At 67.7% G+C, this 20,170-nt stretch carries 22 protein-coding genes and 2 tRNA genes; 13 read left to right on the top strand and 11 right to left on the bottom strand.

Annotated features, from left to right (window positions below; translation table 11 throughout):
- Nucleotides 1-53: 53 nt before the first annotated feature.
- Both nth and dapB read right to left on the bottom strand, forming a co-directional pair.
- Nucleotides 54-716 (bottom strand): endonuclease III, encoded by a 663-nt coding sequence (gene nth / locus ACQHGV_RS11980; protein WP_440978350.1) that lies wholly within the window; start codon nucleotides 714-716, stop codon nucleotides 54-56.
- Between the two features lie 5 nt (nucleotides 717-721).
- Complete coding sequence (gene dapB / locus ACQHGV_RS11985) at nucleotides 722-1,450, bottom strand: 4-hydroxy-tetrahydrodipicolinate reductase (RefSeq protein ID WP_440978351.1); 729 nt, start codon at nucleotides 1,448-1,450, stop codon at nucleotides 722-724.
- A gap of 290 nt (nucleotides 1,451-1,740) precedes the next feature.
- On the opposite strand from dapB, the gene ACQHGV_RS11990 reads away from it, so the two are divergent.
- The gene (locus ACQHGV_RS11990) at nucleotides 1,741-2,088 is read left to right on the top strand and encodes a hypothetical protein (RefSeq protein ID WP_440978352.1); all 348 of its coding nucleotides are present in this window, start codon (nucleotides 1,741-1,743) and stop codon (nucleotides 2,086-2,088) included.
- 40 nt (nucleotides 2,089-2,128) lie between these two features.
- Nucleotides 2,129-2,830: an NAD-dependent deacylase gene (locus ACQHGV_RS11995; RefSeq protein ID WP_440980198.1), complete on the top strand. Its 702-nt coding sequence runs from the start codon at nucleotides 2,129-2,131 to the stop codon at nucleotides 2,828-2,830.
- On the opposite strand, the gene ACQHGV_RS12000 is transcribed toward ACQHGV_RS11995, so the two are convergent.
- The gene (locus ACQHGV_RS12000) at nucleotides 2,820-3,596 is read right to left on the bottom strand and encodes a 3'(2'),5'-bisphosphate nucleotidase CysQ (protein WP_183950617.1); all 777 of its coding nucleotides are present in this window, start codon (nucleotides 3,594-3,596) and stop codon (nucleotides 2,820-2,822) included. The genes ACQHGV_RS11995 and ACQHGV_RS12000 overlap by 11 nt on opposite strands.
- A 19-nt stretch (nucleotides 3,597-3,615) precedes the next feature.
- Nucleotides 3,616-4,962, bottom strand: coding sequence for a TldD/PmbA family protein (locus ACQHGV_RS12005; RefSeq protein WP_183950376.1), 1,347 nt, complete (start codon nucleotides 4,960-4,962; stop codon nucleotides 3,616-3,618).
- A gap of 142 nt (nucleotides 4,963-5,104) precedes the next feature.
- On the opposite strand from ACQHGV_RS12005, the gene ACQHGV_RS12010 reads away from it, so the two are divergent.
- The gene (locus tag ACQHGV_RS12010; RefSeq protein ID WP_440978353.1) at nucleotides 5,105-5,488 is read left to right on the top strand and encodes a VOC family protein; all 384 of its coding nucleotides are present in this window, start codon (nucleotides 5,105-5,107) and stop codon (nucleotides 5,486-5,488) included.
- 122 nt (nucleotides 5,489-5,610) lie between these two features.
- Nucleotides 5,611-5,763 carry a hypothetical protein gene (locus tag ACQHGV_RS12015; protein WP_440978354.1) on the top strand — a complete coding sequence of 51 codons (153 nt, stop codon included), beginning with the start codon at nucleotides 5,611-5,613 and terminating at the stop codon, nucleotides 5,761-5,763.
- 3 nt (nucleotides 5,764-5,766) lie between these two features.
- Here ACQHGV_RS12015 and ACQHGV_RS12020 read toward each other — a convergent pair whose 3' ends face one another.
- Nucleotides 5,767-6,396, bottom strand: a complete 630-nt coding sequence (locus tag ACQHGV_RS12020) for a DNA-3-methyladenine glycosylase family protein (protein WP_440978355.1) — start codon at nucleotides 6,394-6,396, stop codon at nucleotides 5,767-5,769.
- Nucleotides 6,397-6,453: 57 nt separating this feature from the next.
- On the opposite strand from ACQHGV_RS12020, the gene ACQHGV_RS12025 reads away from it, so the two are divergent.
- The gene (locus ACQHGV_RS12025; protein WP_294199758.1) at nucleotides 6,454-6,771 is read left to right on the top strand and encodes a 2Fe-2S iron-sulfur cluster-binding protein; all 318 of its coding nucleotides are present in this window, start codon (nucleotides 6,454-6,456) and stop codon (nucleotides 6,769-6,771) included.
- A gap of 433 nt (nucleotides 6,772-7,204) precedes the next feature.
- Here ACQHGV_RS12025 and rlmB read toward each other — a convergent pair whose 3' ends face one another.
- Together rlmB and ACQHGV_RS12035 are read right to left on the bottom strand one after the other, a co-directional pair.
- Nucleotides 7,205-7,948, bottom strand: coding sequence for a 23S rRNA (guanosine(2251)-2'-O)-methyltransferase RlmB (rlmB, locus tag ACQHGV_RS12030; RefSeq protein ID WP_183950372.1), 744 nt, complete (start codon nucleotides 7,946-7,948; stop codon nucleotides 7,205-7,207).
- Nucleotides 7,948-9,585: a M20/M25/M40 family metallo-hydrolase gene (locus ACQHGV_RS12035; protein ID WP_440978356.1), complete on the bottom strand. Its 1,638-nt coding sequence runs from the start codon at nucleotides 9,583-9,585 to the stop codon at nucleotides 7,948-7,950. The genes rlmB and ACQHGV_RS12035 overlap by 1 nt, the downstream gene beginning before the upstream one ends.
- Nucleotides 9,586-9,752: 167 nt before the next feature.
- Between ACQHGV_RS12035 and ACQHGV_RS12040 the strand changes: the two genes are divergently transcribed.
- From ACQHGV_RS12040 to ACQHGV_RS12055, 4 genes are all read left to right on the top strand, one after another.
- Nucleotides 9,753-9,838: transfer RNA gene (locus tag ACQHGV_RS12040), tRNA-Tyr, on the top strand.
- Nucleotides 9,839-9,880: 42 nt separating this feature from the next.
- Nucleotides 9,881-9,954: transfer RNA gene (locus tag ACQHGV_RS12045), tRNA-Gly, on the top strand.
- A gap of 122 nt (nucleotides 9,955-10,076) precedes the next feature.
- Entirely contained in the window at nucleotides 10,077-10,385 is a 309-nt protein-coding gene (locus ACQHGV_RS12050; protein WP_440978357.1) for a polyhydroxyalkanoic acid system family protein, read from the top strand.
- An 810-nt stretch (nucleotides 10,386-11,195) separates the two neighbouring features.
- Complete coding sequence (locus ACQHGV_RS12055) at nucleotides 11,196-12,464, top strand: methyltransferase family protein (RefSeq protein ID WP_440978358.1); 1,269 nt, start codon at nucleotides 11,196-11,198, stop codon at nucleotides 12,462-12,464.
- A 100-nt stretch (nucleotides 12,465-12,564) separates the two neighbouring features.
- On the opposite strand, the gene ACQHGV_RS12060 is transcribed toward ACQHGV_RS12055, so the two are convergent.
- Both ACQHGV_RS12060 and ACQHGV_RS12065 read right to left on the bottom strand, forming a co-directional pair.
- Complete coding sequence (locus tag ACQHGV_RS12060; RefSeq protein ID WP_440978359.1) at nucleotides 12,565-13,938, bottom strand: glutamate--cysteine ligase; 1,374 nt, start codon at nucleotides 13,936-13,938, stop codon at nucleotides 12,565-12,567.
- 45 nt (nucleotides 13,939-13,983) lie between these two features.
- Nucleotides 13,984-14,727: a 16S rRNA (uracil(1498)-N(3))-methyltransferase gene (locus ACQHGV_RS12065; protein ID WP_440978360.1), complete on the bottom strand. Its 744-nt coding sequence runs from the start codon at nucleotides 14,725-14,727 to the stop codon at nucleotides 13,984-13,986.
- A 77-nt stretch (nucleotides 14,728-14,804) separates the two neighbouring features.
- Between ACQHGV_RS12065 and ppk2 the strand changes: the two genes are divergently transcribed.
- The 3 genes from ppk2 to ACQHGV_RS12080 all read left to right on the top strand — a co-directional run bounded on the left by ppk2 (nucleotide 14,805) and on the right by ACQHGV_RS12080 (nucleotide 17,760).
- Nucleotides 14,805-15,560: a polyphosphate kinase 2 gene (gene ppk2 / locus ACQHGV_RS12070; protein WP_440978361.1), complete on the top strand. Its 756-nt coding sequence runs from the start codon at nucleotides 14,805-14,807 to the stop codon at nucleotides 15,558-15,560.
- Nucleotides 15,561-15,640: 80 nt separating this feature from the next.
- Nucleotides 15,641-16,651 carry a glycosyltransferase gene (locus tag ACQHGV_RS12075; protein ID WP_440978362.1) on the top strand — a complete coding sequence of 337 codons (1,011 nt, stop codon included), beginning with the start codon at nucleotides 15,641-15,643 and terminating at the stop codon, nucleotides 16,649-16,651.
- A gap of 101 nt (nucleotides 16,652-16,752) precedes the next feature.
- Nucleotides 16,753-17,760 (top strand): glycosyltransferase, encoded by a 1,008-nt coding sequence (locus ACQHGV_RS12080; RefSeq protein WP_440978363.1) that lies wholly within the window; start codon nucleotides 16,753-16,755, stop codon nucleotides 17,758-17,760.
- Here ACQHGV_RS12080 and ACQHGV_RS12085 read toward each other — a convergent pair.
- Complete coding sequence (locus tag ACQHGV_RS12085; protein WP_409787450.1) at nucleotides 17,757-17,906, bottom strand: hypothetical protein; 150 nt, start codon at nucleotides 17,904-17,906, stop codon at nucleotides 17,757-17,759. The two genes, ACQHGV_RS12080 and ACQHGV_RS12085, sit on opposite strands and share 4 nt — an antisense overlap.
- Before the next feature lie 67 nt (nucleotides 17,907-17,973).
- Nucleotides 17,974-19,026, bottom strand: coding sequence for a hypothetical protein (locus tag ACQHGV_RS12090; protein WP_440978364.1), 1,053 nt, complete (start codon nucleotides 19,024-19,026; stop codon nucleotides 17,974-17,976).
- A 169-nt stretch (nucleotides 19,027-19,195) separates the two neighbouring features.
- Here ACQHGV_RS12090 and ubiA point away from each other — a divergent pair, with 169 nt between their 5' ends.
- Entirely contained in the window at nucleotides 19,196-20,104 is a 909-nt protein-coding gene (ubiA, locus tag ACQHGV_RS12095) for a 4-hydroxybenzoate octaprenyltransferase (RefSeq protein ID WP_440978365.1), read from the top strand.
- Nucleotides 20,105-20,170: the final 66 nt, after the last annotated feature.

The raw sequence follows: 20,170 nt of genomic DNA on the forward strand, positions 1-20,170 counted from the left end.
GGGCGAGCCGACTAGCATCGCCCGTCCGCGCGCGCCAGCCCTTTTGTGCGCCGTCAGGCCGATGCCGTCGCTTTTGCCGCCGGGGCCGACGTCTTGGGGCGATAGGCACACAGATCCTCGACCGGACAGCGCCAGCATTCGGGACGCCGCGCCTTGCAGATATAGCGGCCGTGCAGGATCAGCCAGTGATGCGCATGCACCCGGAACGGTGCGGGCGTCGCCTTGTCGAGTTTCAGCTCGACCGCCAGCACCGTCTTGCCCTTGGCCAGACCGGTGCGATTGCAGACGCGGAAGATATGGGTGTCGACCGCGAAGGTCTCCTGCCCGAAGGCGACGTTGAGCACGACATTGGCGGTCTTGCGCCCGACGCCGGGCAATCGCTCCAGCGCCGCGCGGTCCTTCGGCACCTCGCCGCCATAATCGTCGACCAGCATCTGCGACAGCGCGATGACGTTCTTGGCCTTGGTGTTGAACAGGCCGATCGTCTTGATGTGCCGCTTCAACCCCTCTTCGCCCAGTTCGAGCATCTTCTCGGGCGTATCGACCTCGGCGAACAGCGCGCGCGTCGCCTTGTTCACACCGATATCGGTCGCCTGCGCGGACAGCGCGACCGCGACGACCAGCGTATAGGGGTTGCGGAATTCCAGCTCAGTCTCGGGATGCGGGTTCGCCTCCGCCAGCCGGTGGTAGAATTCGACGACGTCCGCCTTCTTCATCGGTCTTATAGGCCCAGCACGTCGCCCATGCGATAGCGCCCCGGCGCCTGCCCCGCGAGCCACAGCGCCGCCCGCACCGCGCCGCGCGCGAAGATGGTGCGGTCCTGTGCAAAATGCCCGAGCGTCAGCCGCTCGCCCTCGCCCGCGAAGATCACCTCATGGTCGCCGATTACCGAGCCGCCGCGCAGCGCGGCCATGCCGATCGTCCCCTCGGTACGCGCACCGACCAGGCCCGCGCGGCCATCGACACGCAGCTCGGACAGGTTATGCCCGCGCCCCGCCGCCGCCGCCTCGCCCAGCAGCAGCGCGGTGCCGGAGGGGGCATCGACCTTGTGCCGGTGATGCATCTCGGTGATCTCGATATCCCAGTCGGTGCCCAGCCGCGCCGCCGCCTCGCGCACCAGATTGGCGAGCAGCGTGATGCCGAGCGAGGTGTTGCCGGTCTGCAGCACCGCGATGTCGGCGGCGGCGGCATCGATCGCGGCATGCTGCGCCGGCGACAGGCCGGTGGTACCAATCACGATCGGCGTCCCCGCCGCCCGCGCCGCCGCCAGATGCGAATCGAGCGCACCGGCGATCGAGAAATCGACCAGCACATCGGCCGCCCTGGCCAGTACCGTCGGATCGTCATGCGAGTCGCACCCGCCGGCCAGCGTCGCGCCCTCATCCTCGATCAACTGCGCGATGGCGCGGCCCATGCGTCCCGCGCTGCCGTAAATGCCGATCGCGGTCATAGCTGCTCCTGCCGAGTGATGGGTGAGGACATGGTCATGGGAGCGCTCCTTGACACAGGTTGAGGCGCGGGGAAACCGATTGCCCAACGGCAAGGCTCAACCACCGACGTTGCGCTGTGTCCTATGGCAGGGTTACAGATCGCGGTCCCACTGGACCCGAATAAGGCATTTGATGGTGAAAGGACGATAGTCCCGGTCGACTTTCGGGGCGGACGCTATCGCTTATTTTCAGATGTTCCAGATCGACCACTTCCACCCGCAGACACTCCAGCAACTGACGTAGGAACGCTGTGAAGAATATACTGATTGTCGATGGCGCATTAAACGCGACCTTCAGCGTCTTCCAAGCCACGGACGAGGAGTTCGCGATGCTCTTCCCCAATGGACAGGAGATCGAGGTGGCCGAGGATGTGATCGAGCGAACAGGGGAAGCAGTCGCCGACGAGATATTCACTCGTGTGTGGGAACGCCCTATCCTCAAAAGCGAGGCGCAGGGCATCCACGCCACACTGAATTACGACGAACCATCGCGTCGTGACTATCTCCCGTCTTCCCGGCGGGAAATCGATTGGGACGATCGTTCGATCAACGAAGCTCAGCGGCGTCTTTTTCGATCACGGCGGCAGCGCCCGCTTTGAACGACTTCCAGCCGTTACGCGCATGACCTATTCTTCGATGATGGCTGACCCCAAAAACATCGTCATCCTTACCGGCGCGGGCATCTCCGCCGAATCCGGTATCGCCACCTTTCGCGGCCCCGGCGGCTTGTGGGAGGGGCACCGCGTCGAGGATGTCTGCACGCCGCAAGCCCTCGCCGCCGATCCGGCATTGGTCCATCGCTTCTACGACCTTCGGCGCGCGGCGCTGGCGTCCGTCCGGCCGAACCCCGCGCATGAGGCGCTGGCGCGGCTGGATCAGGAATGGGCGGGCGACCTGCTGATCGTCACGCAGAATGTCGACGATTTGCATGAGCGGGCGGGGGCGACCCGGATGCTGCACATGCATGGCGCGTTGAAGCAGGCCTTGTGCGCGGCCTGTGGCAAGCGGTTCAATTGGGCCGACGACCTGCCGCCCGGCACGTCCTGTCCCACCTGTGCGGCCCCGGCGCTGAGGCCCGACATCGTCTTCTTCGGCGAGATTCCCTATCAGATGGAGCGGATCGAGGCGGCGCTGGCGCAGGCCGATCTGTTCGTCTCGATCGGCACCTCGGGCGCGGTCTATCCTGCGGCGGGGTTCGTGCGGATGGCGAAGGCCTATGGCGCGGCGACACTGGAGCTGAACCTCGATCCGTCGGAGGGCAGCGGCTGGTTCGACGAAAGCCGCTTCGGCCCGGCAGGGACACTGGTGCCGGCATGGGTCGAGGACATGCTCAGCCGCTGAGCGGCACGATCACCTCGCGGGCGCGGGGCTCCAGACGCGCGACGGCGGCGTCCTGCAGCCCCTGCGCCGTCACCAGCACGCCGAAGGCGCGCGGATCGGGCTTGTTGAAGAGCAGCGGCTGGCCCAGCGCATCGGCCACCCCCGCCCCTGCTTCCGACGCGATCAGCGCGGCGGCGGCGATATCCCACTCATTGCCCCAGCGCAGCGTGGCGACCAGATCGGCCTCGTCGGCGGCGACCATGGCGATGCGCAGCGCGATCGAATTGGGCTTGAACACCGCGACCAGATCGCGGTCGGCCTTGGGCAGCGCATCGACCGGCACGCGCGCGCCCGGCATCGCGCGGCGATGCCCCGCGCACAGTGTGCGGCCATTGCGCGTCGCGCCGCCGCCGGCCCGCGCCAGCCACAGCTCGCCGCGCGCCGGCGCCGCAAGCACGCCGATCACCGGCCGGCCATCCTCGACCAGCGCGACCGATACCGCCCAGCCCTCGCGGCCCCGGATATAATCGCGCGTCCCGTCGATCGGATCGACCACCCAGACGCGGCGCGCGGCCAGACGGTCGGGCTTGTCCGCCGTTTCCTCCGACAGCCAGCCGGCATCGGGGATCAGCGCGGTCAGCCGGGCGTGGAGCATCCGGTCGACGTCCAGGTCGACCTCGCACACCGGGCTACCGGGCACCTTTTCCCATTGGCGGAAATCGGTGCGCCAGCGGGCGAGCGCCATCGCCGCCGCCTCGCGCGCCGCCGCGACCACGGCCGGCACCATGTCAGGGGCCGGCACGGGATCAGCCACTCGCGACCGTCATCCCGTCGACGCGCAGCGTCGGCACGTTGACGCCGTAGCGGAATTCCAGATCATTGGCCGGCGTCATCTCGCGGTACATATCCTTCAGATTACCCGCGATGGTGAACTCCGCAACCGGCTCGGCGATCCGCCCGCCGACGATACGGAAGCCCGCCGCGCCCCGGCTGTAATCGCCGGTCACCGGGTTGACCCCGCTGCCGATCAGCTCGGTGACGTACACGCCGTCAGCGATGTCGCCGATCAGCGTGTCGACCGGGACGTGCCCGGCGACCATATAAAGGTTGCTGGTCGACACGCCCGGCGCGCCGCTGGTGCCGCGCGCGGCATGGCCGGTCGGCTCCAGACCCAATTGCCGGGCGGAGGCGGAGTCGAGCAGCCAGGTCTCCAGCACCCCGTCCTCGACGATCGCGGTCGGCGACACCGCCAGCCCCTCACCGTCGAAGGGGCGCGAGCGGAGGCCGTGCGGGCGGTGCGGATCATCCTCGATCCGGATACCCTCGGCCATCACCCGCTCGCCCAGCCCGTCGAGCAGGAAGCTAGTCCGCCGCGTGATCGCGCTGCCGGCGATGGCGGAGACGAGATGGCCGACCAGCGACGATCCGACGCGCGGATCGAAGACCACCGGCATCGCCCCGCTAGCCAGTCGGCCGGGATTGAGCCGCGCCACCGCGCGCTCGCCCGCGCGCCGGCCGATCGCTTCGGCCCCTTCCAGCAGCCGGTACAGGCGTGCGCCATGATGCGCATAGTCGCGCTGCATGCCCGCGCCCTCGCCCGCCACGACGCTGGCCGACAGGCCATAGCCGGTCGCGGCATAGCCGGCGGCAAAGCCATGGCTGGTGGCCAGCGCGGTGACGATGCGCGAGGCGGACGCCCCGGCGCCTTCGGAATTGGTTACGCCCGCCACGCCACGCGCGGCATCCTCCGCCGCCAGCGCCAACGCGCGCAGCTCTTCCGGCGCGATCTCACCGCCATCGTCCAGATCGAGCATCGGCGGCGCACCGTGCATCAGCCGCTCCTCGGGCGCGAGGCCGGCCCAGCGATCCTCGGGCGCTTCACGCGCCATGGCGACGGCGCGCTCGACGGCGCGGTCCATGGCATCGCCCGACAGGTCCGAGGTCGACACGCTGGCCGAGCGCCGCCCGACAAAGACGCGCAGGCCCAACTCCTCGCTCTCCGACCGGCCGACATCCTCCAGCTGCCCCAGCCGCACCGAAACCTCGAGCGCGGCGTCGGCGGCGAAAACGGCATCGGCGGCATCGGCACCGGCGGCGCGGGCCCGGGCAACGATCTCGGCGGCCCGGTCGCGGGCCTGTTCGGGGGTCAACATGGCATGGGACTTAAGGGCGCATGGGCGGGGATGCCAGTCCCGTACGCCACTCCCGCGCGCTATCACATGGCGAGCGATAGAATGTTCTTTTTATGTTCCGAAAGTTCCGCTATGTCGGACCGCACATCAGGGAGGATGTTTCGTGGGCAGTTATGCGACACTCGGTGCGGTCGACCTGGATCAGGCGCATGGCTTTTACGACGCAGTGCTCGCGGCCATTGGTTGGCGGAGCCATGCCGATTTCCCCGGCTGGCGCGGCTATTCCGAGGGCGGCAGCGGCGAGGGCTTCGTCTTATGGATCTGCACCCCCTTTGACGGCCAGCCGGCGGCGCCCGGCAACGGGGCGATGACCGGCTTCCTGGTGTCGTCGCGCGAGCAGGTCGATGCCTTTTACCGCACTGCGATGGACCATGGCGGCACCGATGACGGCGCCCCCGGCCCCAGGCCGCATTATGGGCCGACATGGTATGCCGCTTATCTACGCGACCCCAGCGGCAATAAGCTGGCGGCGGTCTGTAATGGCTGATCAGGTGGCTGCCGCGCCGGGCAGATGAACCCATGGGCGGAGGCGCACGTTCGTCGCATATGGCCAGACACGCAAAACCCGCCCCGTACCGGTCGCCCGTCTATCAAAAAGCGAGCCTTTGCGTGTCGCTGGGCGGGTCGGACCGACTTCGCCTGAAAATCCGGCTGACCAGCGGCGGCCTGCTCGCCATCGGTGGGCTGGTATCGTCGATCCTGTTGTCGACGGCGGTGCTGGTCGGCGTGGCGACCCGGCATCTGCCGAAGCGGGATCGGTGATCCTCACACCGGCGCGGCGTCGGCGCCGGCGCCATAATGATGCCAGGTGAAGATGGCGAGTGCGCTGCGGTGCGGGCGGAAGGCTTCGGCGAGCGCGCGGACCTGTTTTTCGGAGGGTCGCGCGTCGTGGCCCAGGATGCGCCCCATCTCGATCTGCACCGCCAGATCGCCGGCGGGCCAAATGTCGGTGCGGCCTTCCGCGAACAGCAGATAGACCTCTGCCGACCAGCGGCCGATGCCCTTGACCGCCACCAGCTTGGCGATCGCCTCCTCGTCGTCGGCGGGCAGGTCGGCGAGGTTCAGGCGACCGCTCGTCACCTCCTCGGCCAGGCTGCGCAGATAGCTGGCCTTTTGCCGGGAGATGCCCGCGCCGCGCAGTTCCTCGTCGGTCACACCGTGCATCCGCGTCGGATCGCTCGCGTCGCCCAGCAGTTCATTCAGCCGCCGCCAATGCGCGTCGGCCGAGGCAACCGAGACCTGCTGGCCCAGGATCGTCCGCACCAGCGTGGCATAGCCGCGCGCCCGGATGCGCGGTTCGGGATAGCCGATCCGCGCCAGCGCCGCCGCGATGGCGGGTTCGGAGGCGGCGAGCGCATCCATGCTTTCGCGAATCTGTTCGGCGCTCAGCCCCATGATGCTTGATCCGCGCGTTCAGGCCCGGCAGAGCCGCCGCCAACAAGGAGAATGGACATGCCCAAGCTTATCGTCGTGACCCGCGACGGGGAAGAACGCGAAATCGACGGCGAGGCCGGCCTGTCGGTGATGGAAGTGATCCGCGATGCCGGTGTCGACGAATTGCTGGCGCTGTGCGGGGGCTGCTGCTCCTGCGCGACCTGCCATGTCCATGTCGATCCGGCCTTCGCCGACACGCTGCCCGCGATCGGCCCGGACGAGGACGACCTGCTCGATTCGACCAGCGATCGCGACGCGACCTCGCGCCTGTCGTGCCAGCTGCCGTTCGGGACGGCGCAGGACGGGATGCGGGTGCGGATCGCGGCGGAAGACTGACCGGGCATCCGGTATGAACGCCGGAGGGCGGGGTTTCGGCCCCGCCCTTTTTTGTTCGCGCAGAGGCGCGGAGGCGCGGAGATGGCATGTCCGGCCGCAAGGCCAGCCTGCTATCATCGGCGCAGCTTGGTCTTCCGGTCGCGAGGTAGTGTTCGATCACAGCGCGCCGGACATCTCCGCGCCTCCGCGTCTCTGCGCGAACAAAATCCCTTGGCCTTCGACTTTGGCGCATCGCACCAAAGTTTATCCTGAGCGGCTGGCTTGCCAGCCAGCCGAAGGGCTCAGGCTGAACGGAGGGTGGGGATCATGCCCCCGTACCAAACAGCCGTTCACGCTGAGCGAAGCCGAAGCGCACGCCCCGCCCTCACCACAAGCACGATTTGGGTGCGAACCGAAAAAGGCGGCGGGGGACCAACCCCACCGCCCCGACACATCACCGCGCCGCTACCGCATAGAGCGCGATCGCCGCCGCGTTGGAGACGTTCAGGCTCTCCACCTTCGGGCTGATCGGCAGCTTGGCGAGTTCGTCGCAATGCGCCTCGGTATTCTGGCGCATGCCCTCGCCCTCGGCGCCCAGCACGATGCAGATGCGCTGCGTGCCCATCGCCTCGGCCAGCGTCTGGTTCGCATGGCCGGTCAGGCCGATCCGCCAGAAACCGGCCTCGGCGATCTCCTCCAGCGCGCGGGCCAGGTTCACGACGCGAATCCACGGCACCGTCTCCAGCGCGCCGCTGGCCGAACGGGCGACCGTGCCCGATTCGGGCGGCGCGTGCCGGTCCTGCGTCACGATGCCCAGCGCGTCGAATGCGGCGGCCGAGCGCAGGATCGCGCCAACGTTATGCGGATCGGTCACCTGGTCGAGCACCACCAGCGGCCGGCGGTCGTCCTGCCCCTCGTGCAGCAGGTCGCCCAGCCAGATGTCCTCCAACGGATCGACCTCGGCCACCAGGCCCTGATGCGGCGCATCGGCGGGGACCAGGCGACCCAGATCGGCGGCATCAGCAAAGGTGACCGGCAGGATCGGCGGCAGGTCGAGCGCGGCCAGCGCCTCGCGCGTGCCCCAGATCTTGCGCACCGTGCGGTTCGGGTTGGCGAGCGCCGCCGTCACCGCATGCCGCCCCCAGAAACGGGGGCGGTTGGAAGAAGCCTGGCTGGGGCGATGTCCTCGGCGTGCCATCAGTCGTCGGTGTCCGTATATGCAAAGGGGTTGGTCGGCGCCGGCTGGGTCGGCACCGGCGGGCGCGGCAACGCCTTGTCCGCATTCGCCGCCGCGAGCAAGACCCCCGCGAGCACGACCGAGGCCTGGCGCATGTCCTCGCCCTTCAAATGGTCGAAGGTATCGGCCGAGCTGTGATGGATGCGGCTGCCATAATCCAGCGGGTCCTGGATGAACTGGAACCCCTGCACGCCGACCGCCTGCATGAAGACATGGTCGGTGCCGCCGGTCGTCCGCTGCACGACATTGCCCGCGCCCATCGAGGCATAGGGAGACAGCCATTCCTTCAGCATCGGCACCGCCGCCGGATTATTCTCGGCATAAAGCCCGCGCAGCTTGCCCGAGCCGTTGTCGATATTGAAATAGGCCGCCAGGTCGGCGTAACCCGGCTTGGGCGTGATCGGCCAGCGATTGGTCCAGCCATAATAACGCTTCAGACCCGATTGCGGCGCATCGCCCGGTCGCCCGCGCGTCGCCAGATGCTGCTCGACATAGGCCATCGAGCCCAGAATGCCCTGCTCCTCACCCGACCAGAGCGCGAAGCGGATGGTCCGCTTCGGCCGCTGTCCGGTGGCGGCCAGGATGCGCGCGGCCTCCATCACCATCGCGCTGCCCGCCGCATTGTCCGCCGCGCCGTCGCCTGCGACCCAGCTGTCGAGATGCGCGCCCGCCATCACATAGCCCGCCTTGGGATCGGTGCCGGGAATCTCGGCGATGATGTTATAGGCGTTCACATCGCTGTCGTCGTAGCGGACGTCGCTCAGTACCTCGATCGTCGGCGCGGGGCCGGCCTTGGCCAGGCGCGCGAGCCGGCGATAATCCTCGGCGGCCAGTTCGATGCCGGGCACCGCCGGCGTCTCGCCGCGTCCGAACAGATAGCCCTCACCGTGCAGCAGCTTGCCGTCGCGATAGCTCTGCGTGACATAGGCGACCGCGCCCTCGGCCTTCAGGAACGCATCGAGCTTCTGCGAAAAGTCGAGCCGCTTGAGCCGGCGATCGGCGCTTTCGGGGTCATGCTCGGGCTGAACATAGACGTCGAGCTTGGCGATGTCCTCGCCCGACAGGCGGCGGAAGGGTGCCGACGATGGCTCGTCACCGGTGCCGGGCATCGTCACCATCACGATCTTGCCACGCAGCTGGCCGCGCCATTTGTCGAAATCGCGCTCGCGCTTCATCGGCGCGACGATGACGGGGGCGGTCACCGCGCCGTTGGTGGCGGGAGTCCAGGCGATCGGGATCGCGGTCAGTTGCAGCGGCCGGGGGCTGACCATCCGCACGCTCGACCGCTCGATCGACCAGCCGCGCCCGAAGGGAAAGCCTTCCTTATGGACGTTCTTCAGCCCCCATTTGGCGAACTGCTCGGCGGTCCACGCCTCGGCGGTCCGCATCGCGGGGCTGTTCGTCATGCGCGGGCCGATGACGTCGGTCAGATGCTGTGCGGTCTGCATCGCCTGGCTGTGGTTCATGCCCTCGTCGATGAGGCGATTGGCCGCACTCCGGTCCTGCGCGGAGGCGATGGCGGCGGGCAGCAGGGCGACCGCCGCGACGGCGGGCAGCAGGGCGACCGCCGCGACGGCGGCGAGCAAGGATGGACGCATGGAAAAGAACCCCCGGAAAATCGTCTATGGGTCAGAGGCTATGTCCCGATTGCGCGACATGCAAGCAACCGGATCAAGCGCAATCGGCAGAAAACGTACAAAACGGCGTTGACAGGCCCGCCGCGCTTCGGCATTGGGCGCGCCTCGCTCCGATGGAGTGACACCCCGGAAGGGTGGCCGAGTGGTTAAAGGCAGCAGACTGTAAATCTGCCCGCGTGAGCGTACACTGGTTCGAATCCAGTCCCTTCCACCATCCCCGCCGATCGGCTAGGGTCGACCACGGCGCCGGATCTGAGCGGGTATAGCACAATGGTAGTGCAGCAGCCTTCCAAGCTGAATACACGGGTTCGATTCCCGTTACCCGCTCCACCCCTCACCGTCGGCGATGCATCAGCCTTCCAAGCTGAATATTTCATCGGCCCCTGCTTGACGATTACGTCAGTGCTCGCCACTCCCCCCGCGATTCCCATCGATTGGAAAGAGTTGCAGCCATGGCATCGGTCAATTTCGACGTTCCGCATGATCTGGGCCGGGCCGAAGCGCGCCGCCGCATCGAACAGGGCCTGCCCAAGCTGGAATCGAAGATCCCCGGCGGCGGCCAGGTGACCTCCGAATGGCCCGCCGAGGACCGGCTGATCCTGACCATCATCGCCATGGGCCAGACGGTGAAGGCCGACATGAACATCGCCGACCATGCGATCACCGGCACCGTGGCGATCCCGATGATGCTGTCGATGATGGCCGGCCCGATCAGCGAGTTCGTGAAGACCAGCGCGGAGAAGATGCTGGCCAAGGGTTGAGCGTGCGGGGAGGACGGCTTTCCTACGTCTGTTCCGCTTGAGCGTGGTCGAAGGGCATGAGTTTGCTGCTTCCACTGACGGATTAGGGCGCTGGGCGAGCGCGGAGCGTGCGCTTCGACTTCGCTCAGCGTGAACGGTGGTTTGGTTTTGGGGCAAGCGGCCTTCCATCCCGCCCCTTCGCGACATTGATGGCCGTTAGGGAGTGCCGGTAGCGATCCTGCTCCCCAACCCCCAACCCCGTTCAGCCTGAGCGAAGTCGAAGGCCACGGGCACCCGTTCGCCACCTAGCACTGACGAATTGCGGCGCTGGGCGAGCGCGGAACGTGCGCTTCGACTACGCTCAGCGTGAACGGTGGTTTGGTTTCGTGGCAACCGGCTCTTCCATCCCGCCCGTCCGCGAGTGATGGCGCTCGGGATTTTTCAGCATCGATTTTGCCCCCAACCCCCACACCCGTTCAGCCTGAGCGAAGTCGAAGGCAACGCGCACCCGTTCGCCATCCAACACTGACGGGTTAGCGCGCTGGGCGAGTGCGGAACGTGCGCTTCGACTTCGCTCAGCGTGAACGGCGGTTTGGTTTTGGGGCCACCGCCCTTTTCGTCCCGCCCCTTTACAACATTGATGGCGGTCGGGGATTGCCCGTCGGTTTCCACTCGCCGTTCGGCCTGAACCCTTCGATCGGCTGGCAGGCCAGCCGCCTAGGATGAACTTCGGCGGGATGCGTCAAAGTCGAAGGCCACGCCTCACCCTCAACCCAAGAACCCGAACATCCTAACGCCCCGCTTACCAAATTACGCTAAGGCCATGGCCGCATGTCCGACACGCCCCCCGCCCCGCCCCGCCCGCCACGCCCCGCTTCGGCGGTGACGCATGGCGTGGGGCTGGCCGGACTGGCGGGGTCGCTCGGTTGGATCGCGGTGGCGCGGTGGTGGCATCTGGACGGCCCCTATGCCGCGCTCGTCCATCTGCTCGCGGCGGGCCTGCCGATGATTTTGTGGTCGCTGCTGGTGGACAAGGTGCATCGCCACGCCTCCACCGGCATCGACTGGGCGCGTCCCCGCCCCGCGCGGGAGACGTTGGACATCAGCCTGACCAAACTGGTCGGGCTGTGGGCGACCTTTGCCGCGATCGGGCTGATCTATGCCACCGGGCGCTTCTACTGGCGGGGCAATTTCGCCTTTGCCATGTGGTGTTTCGAATGGATCGCCCCGGCCTTGTTCCTGCTGTCGATCCCCTATGTGCTATGGCTCGACCGGCGGCTGGTCGAGCCGAAGGACGGCGCCTGGGCGCTCGGCGCGTGGCTGGCGGGGCAGAAGGGCGTCGCAGCGGAGCCGATCTATGCGCATCTGCGCGCCTGGGGGGTGAAGGCGTTTTTCCTGGCCTTCATGCTGGCGGTGCTGCCCGGCGGGTTCGGCAATTTCGTGCGCGGCGACCTGTCCACCGTGCTGCGCGATCCGGTGGCGCTGGCCAACTGGCTGATCACGCTGATGTTCGTGATCGACGTCGCCTTTGCGACCGTCGGCTATGTGCTGACCCTGCGGCCGCTGGATGCGCATATCCGCTCGGCCAACCCCTATGCGGCGGCGTGGATGGCGGCGCTGATCTGTTATCCGCCGACGATCATGATGGCCGATGGCGGGCCGCTGGACTACCGGCCGGGCACCGCCGAGTGGAGCTATTGGTTCGCCGGGCACCCGGTATTGCTGGCCGCGATCGGCGCGGCGCTGGTGGCGTTGACCGCCATCTATGCCTGGTCGACCGTGGCGTTCGGCATCCGCTTTTCCAACCTGACGCACCGGGGCATCCTGACCCACGGGCCCTATGCCGTGTCGCGGCATCCGGCCTATCTGTCGAAGAACATCTTCTGGTGGATCGCGACGATCCCCGTGCTGTCGACCGGGACTTGGGTCGATGCATGCCGGAGCACGCTGCTGCTGGGGGCGGTCAGCGGGGTCTATTACTGGCGCGCGCGGACGGAGGAGCGGCATTTGTCGGCCGATCCGGCGTATCGGGAATATTATGACTGGATGGCGCGATACGGGTTGGTGCCGCGGTTCTTTCGCTGGGTTTTGGGGCGGTAGATTTCCCTTGGCCTTCGACTTCGCTCAGGCTGAACGGAGGTAGGGGGGCAAAACCCACAACCCGTTCAGGCTGAGCGAAGTCGAAGCCCACGCTGCTCGATCAGAAACTCGCCTCGCCATAGACCCGCGAGATGTCGCCGCCCCATTCGCCATGATAGCGGTCGAGCAGCACCTGCGCCGGCACCTTGCCCGACCGCACGATCTCCCGCAGCGGATCGAGGAAGCCAGTCTCGTTATCCCCCGCTCCGTTCAGCCGTCCGCGCGCCGCCAGGCCCGCATGCGCGATGTCGAGCACTTCGCCCGCAATGTCGCGCAGGCGCCCGCCACCCGGCAGCGGCGCGTCCAGCGCCAGCTCGGGCACCGCATCGCGCAAGCTCTGCCGCTCGGTCAGCGACCAGCCCTTGACCAGGTCCCACGCCGCATCGAGCGCGCCATTGTCGTACAGCAGCCCGACCCACAAAGCAGGCAGCGCGCAGATGCGGTTCCACGGGCCGCCATCGGCCCCTCGCATCTCCAGGAAGGTCTTCAACCGCACCTCGGGGAAGGCGGTCGAGAGGTGATCGTTCCAGTCCTCCATCGTCGGCAGCTCGCCCGGCAGGACCGACAGCTCGCCCTTCAGGAAGTCGCGGAACGACAGCCCCGCCGCGTCGATGTACTTCCCGTCGCGGTAGACGAAGTACATCGGCACATCGAGCGCATAGTCGGCGTAGCGCTCATAGCCGAAGCCGTCCTCGAACACGAAGGGCAGCATGCCGGTGCGCGCAGGGTCGGTGTCCGACCAGATATGGCTGCGGAAGGACAGCATGCCGTTGGGCTTGCCTTCGGTGAAGGGCGAGTTGGCGAACAACGCGGTCGCCAGCGGCTGGAGCGCCAGGCCGACGCGGAATTTCTTCACCATGTCGGCCTCGGACGCATAGTCCAGGTTCACCTGGATCGTCGAGGTCCGCAGCATCATGTCGAGGCCGAGCGACCCGACGCGCGGCATGTGGCGCAGCATGATCGCATAGCGACCCTTGGGCATGATCGGCAGCTCGGCGCGGGTCTTGTCCGGCCACATGCCCAGCCCCAGGAAGCCGAGCCCCAGCGTGTCACCCGCCGCCTTGACCTGGCTCAGATGGCGGCCGGTTTCGGCACAGGTTTGGTGCAGATTGTCGAGCGGCGCGCCCGACAGCTCGAACTGGCCCGCAGGCTCCAGGCTGATCGATCCGTCCGCGCCGGTCAGTGCGATGACGTTGCCGCCCTCCATGACCGGTTCCCAGCCATATTGCTCCAGCTCGCCCAGCAGCGCGCGGATGCCCGAGGCTTCGTCATAGGAGGGTGCGTGATAGTCGCCCAGCGCATAGACGAACTTCTCGTGCTCGGTGCCTATCCGCCAGCGATCGCTGGGTTTTTCGCCGCGCGCGAAGCTGGCGATCAACTGGTCGCGCGACTCGATGATGGCGCTCTTGGCTGTGCTCGCGGTCTTGGTGCTCATGAACCGCGCCTTACGCGCGAGCGCGCGTCCACGCCATAGGCTGAATCAACACCAGTCGCCTACCGCCGCCATCCACAGCGACACCGCCGCCGCCGCCGCCGTGTCGGCGCGCAGGATACGGGGGCCGAGACCGATGCCGATAGCGGACGGATGCGCGCGGATCGCCGCGCGTTCCTCGGCATCGAAGCCGCCTTCCGGCCCGATCAGGATCGCCGCCGGGCCTTTGTGGGCTCGCATCGCCTCCAGCGCGGATACGCCGCCGGTTTCGTCGGCGAAGAACAGCGCACGGCCTTCGGGCCAGTCGCGGAGAAGCGCGGCCAGCTTCACCGGCTCGGCGACCTCGGGCAGTGCGGTACGGCCGCATTGCTCGGCCGCCTCGATCATATGCGCGCGAAGTCGTTCGGTATTGGGCTTGTCGACCACGGTGCGGCGGGTGACGACTGGGACCAGCCTGGCCACGCCCAGCTCGCACGCCTTTTCCGCCAGCCAGTCGACCCGGCCCTTCTTCAGCGGCGCGGCGCACAGCCACAGGTCGGGCACCGCCTCACGCTCGCGAAGTAATTCGGTTACGTCCAGCGTCAGGTCGCGTTTGCCGACCGAGGCCGCGACGCCCAGCCATTCGCCGGTGCGGTCGTCGAACAGCTTGACGGGATCGCCGACCTTGGTCCGCATCACCGACACCAGATAATGCGCAGCCGGGCCGTCGATGCGGATCGGTCCTTCGGCGAGCATCTGGTCGACGAACAGGCGGGGCGTGGATTGCGGCGGCCAGGCGGGGGTAGCGGGCATGGGGTGCGCTTACACCGTGCCCGCGCATCATGCCACTTTTGCCGCGTCAGACGTTTCTTTGGGCGAAGGAGGTGACGATGGCGAAACATTATCAGGAGGAACTGGAAGCGCTGCAACTCGCGCTGGTCCGTACCCAGATGGCGATGGCGGGATCGGACGAGCGCGTCGTCATCGTGCTGGAGGGTCGCGACGGCGCGGGGAAAGACGGCACGATCAAACGGATCACCGAGCATCTCTCGGTCCGCGCCACGCGCGTGATCGCGCTGCCCAAGCCGTCCGACCGCGAACGCACACAGTGGTATTTCCAGCGTTATGCCGCGCACCTGCCCGCCGCCGGGGAAATCGTGATCTTCAACCGCAGCTGGTACAACCGCGCCGGCGTCGAGGTCGTCATGGGCTTCTCCACCGCGACCGAGCAGGAGGCGTTCCTGCGCGACGCCCCCGATTTCGAGCGGATGCTGGTCGAAAGCGGCATCAGGCTGGTCAAAATCTGGCTCGACATCTCGAAGAAGGAACAGGCCGAGCGGCTGGAGGCGCGGCGGACCGATCCGCTCAAGGCGCTGAAGGTGTCCGACATGGACAAGGTCGCACAAGCCAAATGGGCCGATTATTCGGCGGCGCGCGACACGATGCTGACCCGCACCCACACCCCCTTCGCGCCGTGGCATATCGTGCGCGCCGACGACAAAAAGGACGCCCGCATCGCGATCATCCGCCACATCCTGCACCGCATCGCGCCCGCCGACATTGCCAAGGACGTGAAGGCCCCCGATCCCGACATCCTCTTCCCGTTCGACATGGCCGCGCTGGAGGACGGACGGCTGGCGAAATAGGGTTACGGTCCGGTTAGCCAAATCTTCACGGGGCGGATGATAGAGGGCGCGACAAGACCCTTTGTCGAGGATAGCGCCTGATGTTGCCCCCTGCCCCTCGGATCGCGGCCACGCTGATCGTCCGGAACGAGGCGCGCTGCCTCGCCCGCTGTCTGGAAAGCGTCGCGCCGTTCGTGGAAAGGATGGTGGTGCTCGATACCGGCTCGACCGACAGGACGGTCGCCATCGCCAAGGCCGCCGGGGCCGAGGTGCATCACCTGCCCTGGCCCGACGACTTCGCCGAGGCGCGCAACCACCTACTGGCCTGCGCCGATGCCGACTGGAACCTGATGCTCGACGCCGACGAGTGGATCAGCGACGGCGGCGAGCAGCTGCGCCGCTGGTGCGCCGGGCCGCCACGACTGGGGGCCGTTTGCATCGAGAATCAGGTGGACGGCAGCCCCGATCCCACGCGCAGCTGGATTCCGCGTCTGTTGCCGCGCGGTGCCTATTATCAGGGGCGCGTCCACGAACATGTCGTCTCCGCCCTGCCGATCGTCCGCACCCCGATCCATGTCGGGCATGACGGCTATCTCGCCGCGCAGAAGGCGAAGAAGATCGATCGCAACTATGAGCTGTTGCAGCGCGAACTCGCCGAGCAGCCGGACAATCCCTATCTGATGTTCCAGTTCGGCATGGAGACTCAGGCACGGCGCGATCTGCCCACCGCCTGCGACTATCTGCAACGCGCGCTGGCGACCGCGCCGCGCGACGCCGGCTGGCGGCATCCACTGGTGACGAGCGCCATGACGCTGATGGCCCATATGGGTCGGCGCGACGAGGCGCTGGCGCTGGCCGATGCGGAGTTTCCGCACTGGCCGCACTCGCCCGACTATTTCTACGTGCTGGGCGACATATTGTTCGACCGGGCGCTGGCCGATCCGGCGCAGGCGATCGACCATTGGCTGCCCCTGGCGCAGGGCGCGTGGGAACGCTGCCTCGCCATTGGCGAACGCCCCGATCTGGACGGCAGCGTCGCGGGGCGCGGCAGCCATCTGGCGCAGCAGAGCCTGGACATCGTCCGCTCCCAGCTGGCGACGCTGGCCGCCTGACCGCAGGACCGACCGCACATGCCCGGCAGTCGGTCGGGAACCCGCCGGCCGACATGCGGACCTTAGCGCGATCTTTACCATATCATGGCTCTATCTATGCCATGTCTGGACCATCATCGATCGCCGCGACCCTGATCGTTCGAAACGAGGCACGCTGCCTCGCCCGCTGCCTGACGAGCGTCGCGCCGTTTGTGGACAGGATGGTCGTGATCGATACCGGATCGATCGACGACACCGTCGCCATCGCGCGGGCCGCCGGAGCCGAGGTGCATCACCTGCCGTGGCCCGACGACTTCGCCGCCGCGCGCAATCATGCGCTGGCCTGTGCCGATGCCGACTGGAACCTTGTCATCGACGCCGACGAATGGATCATGGCCGGGGGCGAGGCGCTGCGCGACTTCTGTGCCGGCCCGCCACGTCTGGGCCGAATCTGCGTCGAGAGCGATACGCAGGACGGGGCCAATACCGCGCGAAGCTGGATCACGCGGCTGTTGCCGCGCGGTGCCCGGTTCGAGGGCCGCGTCCATGAGCAGGTCGCCTCACCGCTGCCGAGGGTGCGCCTGCCCCTCCATGTCGGGCATGACGGCTATCGCGACGAACAGATCGCCGTGAAGCGCGACCGCAATCACATGCTGCTGCTGCGCGAGCTCGCCGCGCTGCCGGACGATGCCTATCTCCTCTATCAGCTCGGTAAGGATGCCCAGATGCGCGCCGACCTGCCGGCGGCCTGCGACTATCTCGCGCGCGCATTGGCGGCGACCCCGGTGGAGGCGAACTGGCGTCATGCGCTGGTCACCACCGCCATCCCCCTGATGTCGCAGGCGGGTCGGGTGCCGGATGCGCTGGCGCTGGCCGATGCGGAGTTCGGCCAATGGCCGGAATCGCCCGACTATTTCTTCGTGCTGGGGGATGTCCTGCTCGATCAGGCGATGGCCGATCCGGCCCAGGCGGTGGGGCATTGGCTCCCGCTGGCGGAGGCGGCGTGGGAACAATGCCTCACGATCGGCGAGCGCCCCGAACTGGATGGCAGCGTCGCTGGACGTGGCAGCCATCTGGCACAGCATAATCTGGACGTCCTGCGCTCACAGCTGAAGGCGCTCGCCGCCTAGCGCCGCCGCCGTCGGATCAGCCACCACAAGGCGCCCAGCAGCACCAGCCCGAGCAGCGCGACGCCGCCGACCATTCCGGCGACGCGCAGGATCGCCCAGAACAGCGCCTCGACAAAGCGTCCGACCGCGACCGACAGGCCGATCATCGAAAAAGGGGCCGGCTGTCCATGGTCCGTCCCTAATAGCCAGCCGAAGCGCCGGACGCCACGGACCTCAGCATAGCGGCGTGATCATCGCCCCGACGCTCTCGACGGGCAGCGACATCAGCGCGGCGGCAGAGTCGTCGATGCCATAGGACATGATCACCCGGCCGTCATGGACCGCCATCCCTGAACAGAATTCGACGCCGCGCTTTTCGAAGAAGAACGGATCGGACAGCCCCGTCACCCGCCAGTCGCGCGATATGCGGACGAAGCGATGCGGGTAGAAGGGGCCGGCGGAGATGCTCGCCTTCAGCTGCCGGCAGGCCAGATGCGCGACGCAGAGCCAACCGTCCTCCCACGGGATCAGCTGCGACGATCCCGACCAGCCGACCAGCGGGCGGATCGGCCGGTCGGCCCGGTGAACCGGCGCCAGCGCGCCATCGGCGACCCGGTACACCTCCATCCGGTCCAGCCGGTAAAGCAGCATCAGGCGATCGCCGTCGACCGCCGGCATCCAGTTCTTTTCGCGGGCGCAGCCATGCGGCGAGGGCAGCGACAGCGACCGGCCGATCGCGCCGTGCACGACGGGCGCGATCGCCATGACGTTGCGGCTGCCGTTCCAGTTGGGCTTGCTGGCGCCCCGCGCATCGGGCGCGACCTGATCGGGCCCCAGCCGGCACGCACTCCAAAGCCCGTAAAGCGTCCCGTTCCAGTCGAAAATGCGGGGATCTTCAAAGCCGTTGTGCGCATCCGGCGAGGCCGCCTTGGCATCCTCGTCCGCCAGCCGGACCGTCGAGCGCAGCGTCAGATCCTCGTCATAACCGAGCAGCCAATTGTCCGACGACAAACATTCGATCCCGCCGGGCACGATATAGGCGCCGTCCGACAGCATCCGGTAATTGGGGCTGCGCACCATGACGGTCCAGGCGCCCTCGCCCCGACCGAGCGTGCGCAGGATGCTGGGGTTGCACAGCCGCTCGACGCCCTCGATCCGAACCGGGGTGTGACGGGCGTCGGACCGGTCGATCAGGCGCCGGGCGCGCAGCACGATCGACGCCTCCGCCATCTGCCCGAGCCGGAAGCGGCCATGCCGCGCTATTCGCTGGATCAACCCCTGCATCATCGTTCCCCACCGTCACGGCCCATCATCTGGCAGCGGGGCCTAGCGCATCGGTGATCGCCGGCGGAGCGGCTTTGTCACGGCCATGCGGCGCGATTGACCAGGGTTGATACACCTGTCGCCTAGTCCATACCCCCTTGCATGGTGACACCCGCCCCCATAGGCCCGCGCCATGACGATCGAGATCGTACCCGATAGCGAGCATAAGGGACTGGTCGGGCGGCTGCCGCCCCGGTGGCGCGGGCTGGCGCTGCTGGCGCGGCTGGATCGGCCGATCGGCTGGTGGCTGCTGTTCTGGCCCGGCGTCTGGGCGATCGCGCTGGCCGGCGGGCTGCCCGAGCGCTGGCCGCTGGTCCTGTGGTTCCTGCTCGGGTCGATCGCGATGCGCGGTGCGGGCTGCGTGTTCAACGACATCGTCGACCGCGATCTGGATGCCAAGGTCGCACGGACACGGGCGCGGCCGATCCCCTCGGGGCTGGTCTCGGTGAAGCTGGCGGCGATCTGGCTGGTCGCGCTGTGCCTGATCGGCCTGATCGTGCTGGTGCAGCTGCGCCCGCTCGCCGCGATCGTCGCGGTGGCCAGCCTGGCGCCCGTCGCGGCCTACCCCTTCATGAAGCGGATCACCTGGTGGCCGCAGGCCTGGCTGGGCATGGTGTTCAGCTGGGCAGCGCTGGTCGGCTGGGCCGAGGTGGCGGGCGAACTTTCCGCACCGCTCTGGCTGCTCTATGCCGGGTCGATCGCCTGGGTGATCGGCTATGACACCATCTATGCGCTACAGGACCGCGAGGACGATGCGCTGATCGGCGTGCGCTCCTCGGCGCTGCGCATGGGCGCGCATGTAAAGCCGGGCGTGGGCGCGTTCTACCTGGCGGCGATATTGTGCTGGGCGGGGGCGATCTGGCTGGTGCGACCCGACGTGCTGGCGGTTCTGGCGCTGGTGCCGGTGGCGCTGCATCTGGCGTGGCAGGTGATCACGCTGCGGCCGGAGGACGGCGCGGGCGCACTGTACCGGTTCCGGTCGAACCGTTTCGCCGGGTTGCTGATGGCGCTGGCCTGCGCGGTGGTGGGAACCTCGCTGTAATTCCTCCCTTGCAAGGGGAGGTGGCAGGCCGAAGGCCTGACGGAGGGGTGCCCCCCCCTATCGAGA

The organism is Sphingomonas pseudosanguinis (assembly GCF_052056765.1).
Lineage (GTDB): Bacteria > Pseudomonadota > Alphaproteobacteria > Sphingomonadales > Sphingomonadaceae > Sphingomonas > Sphingomonas pseudosanguinis.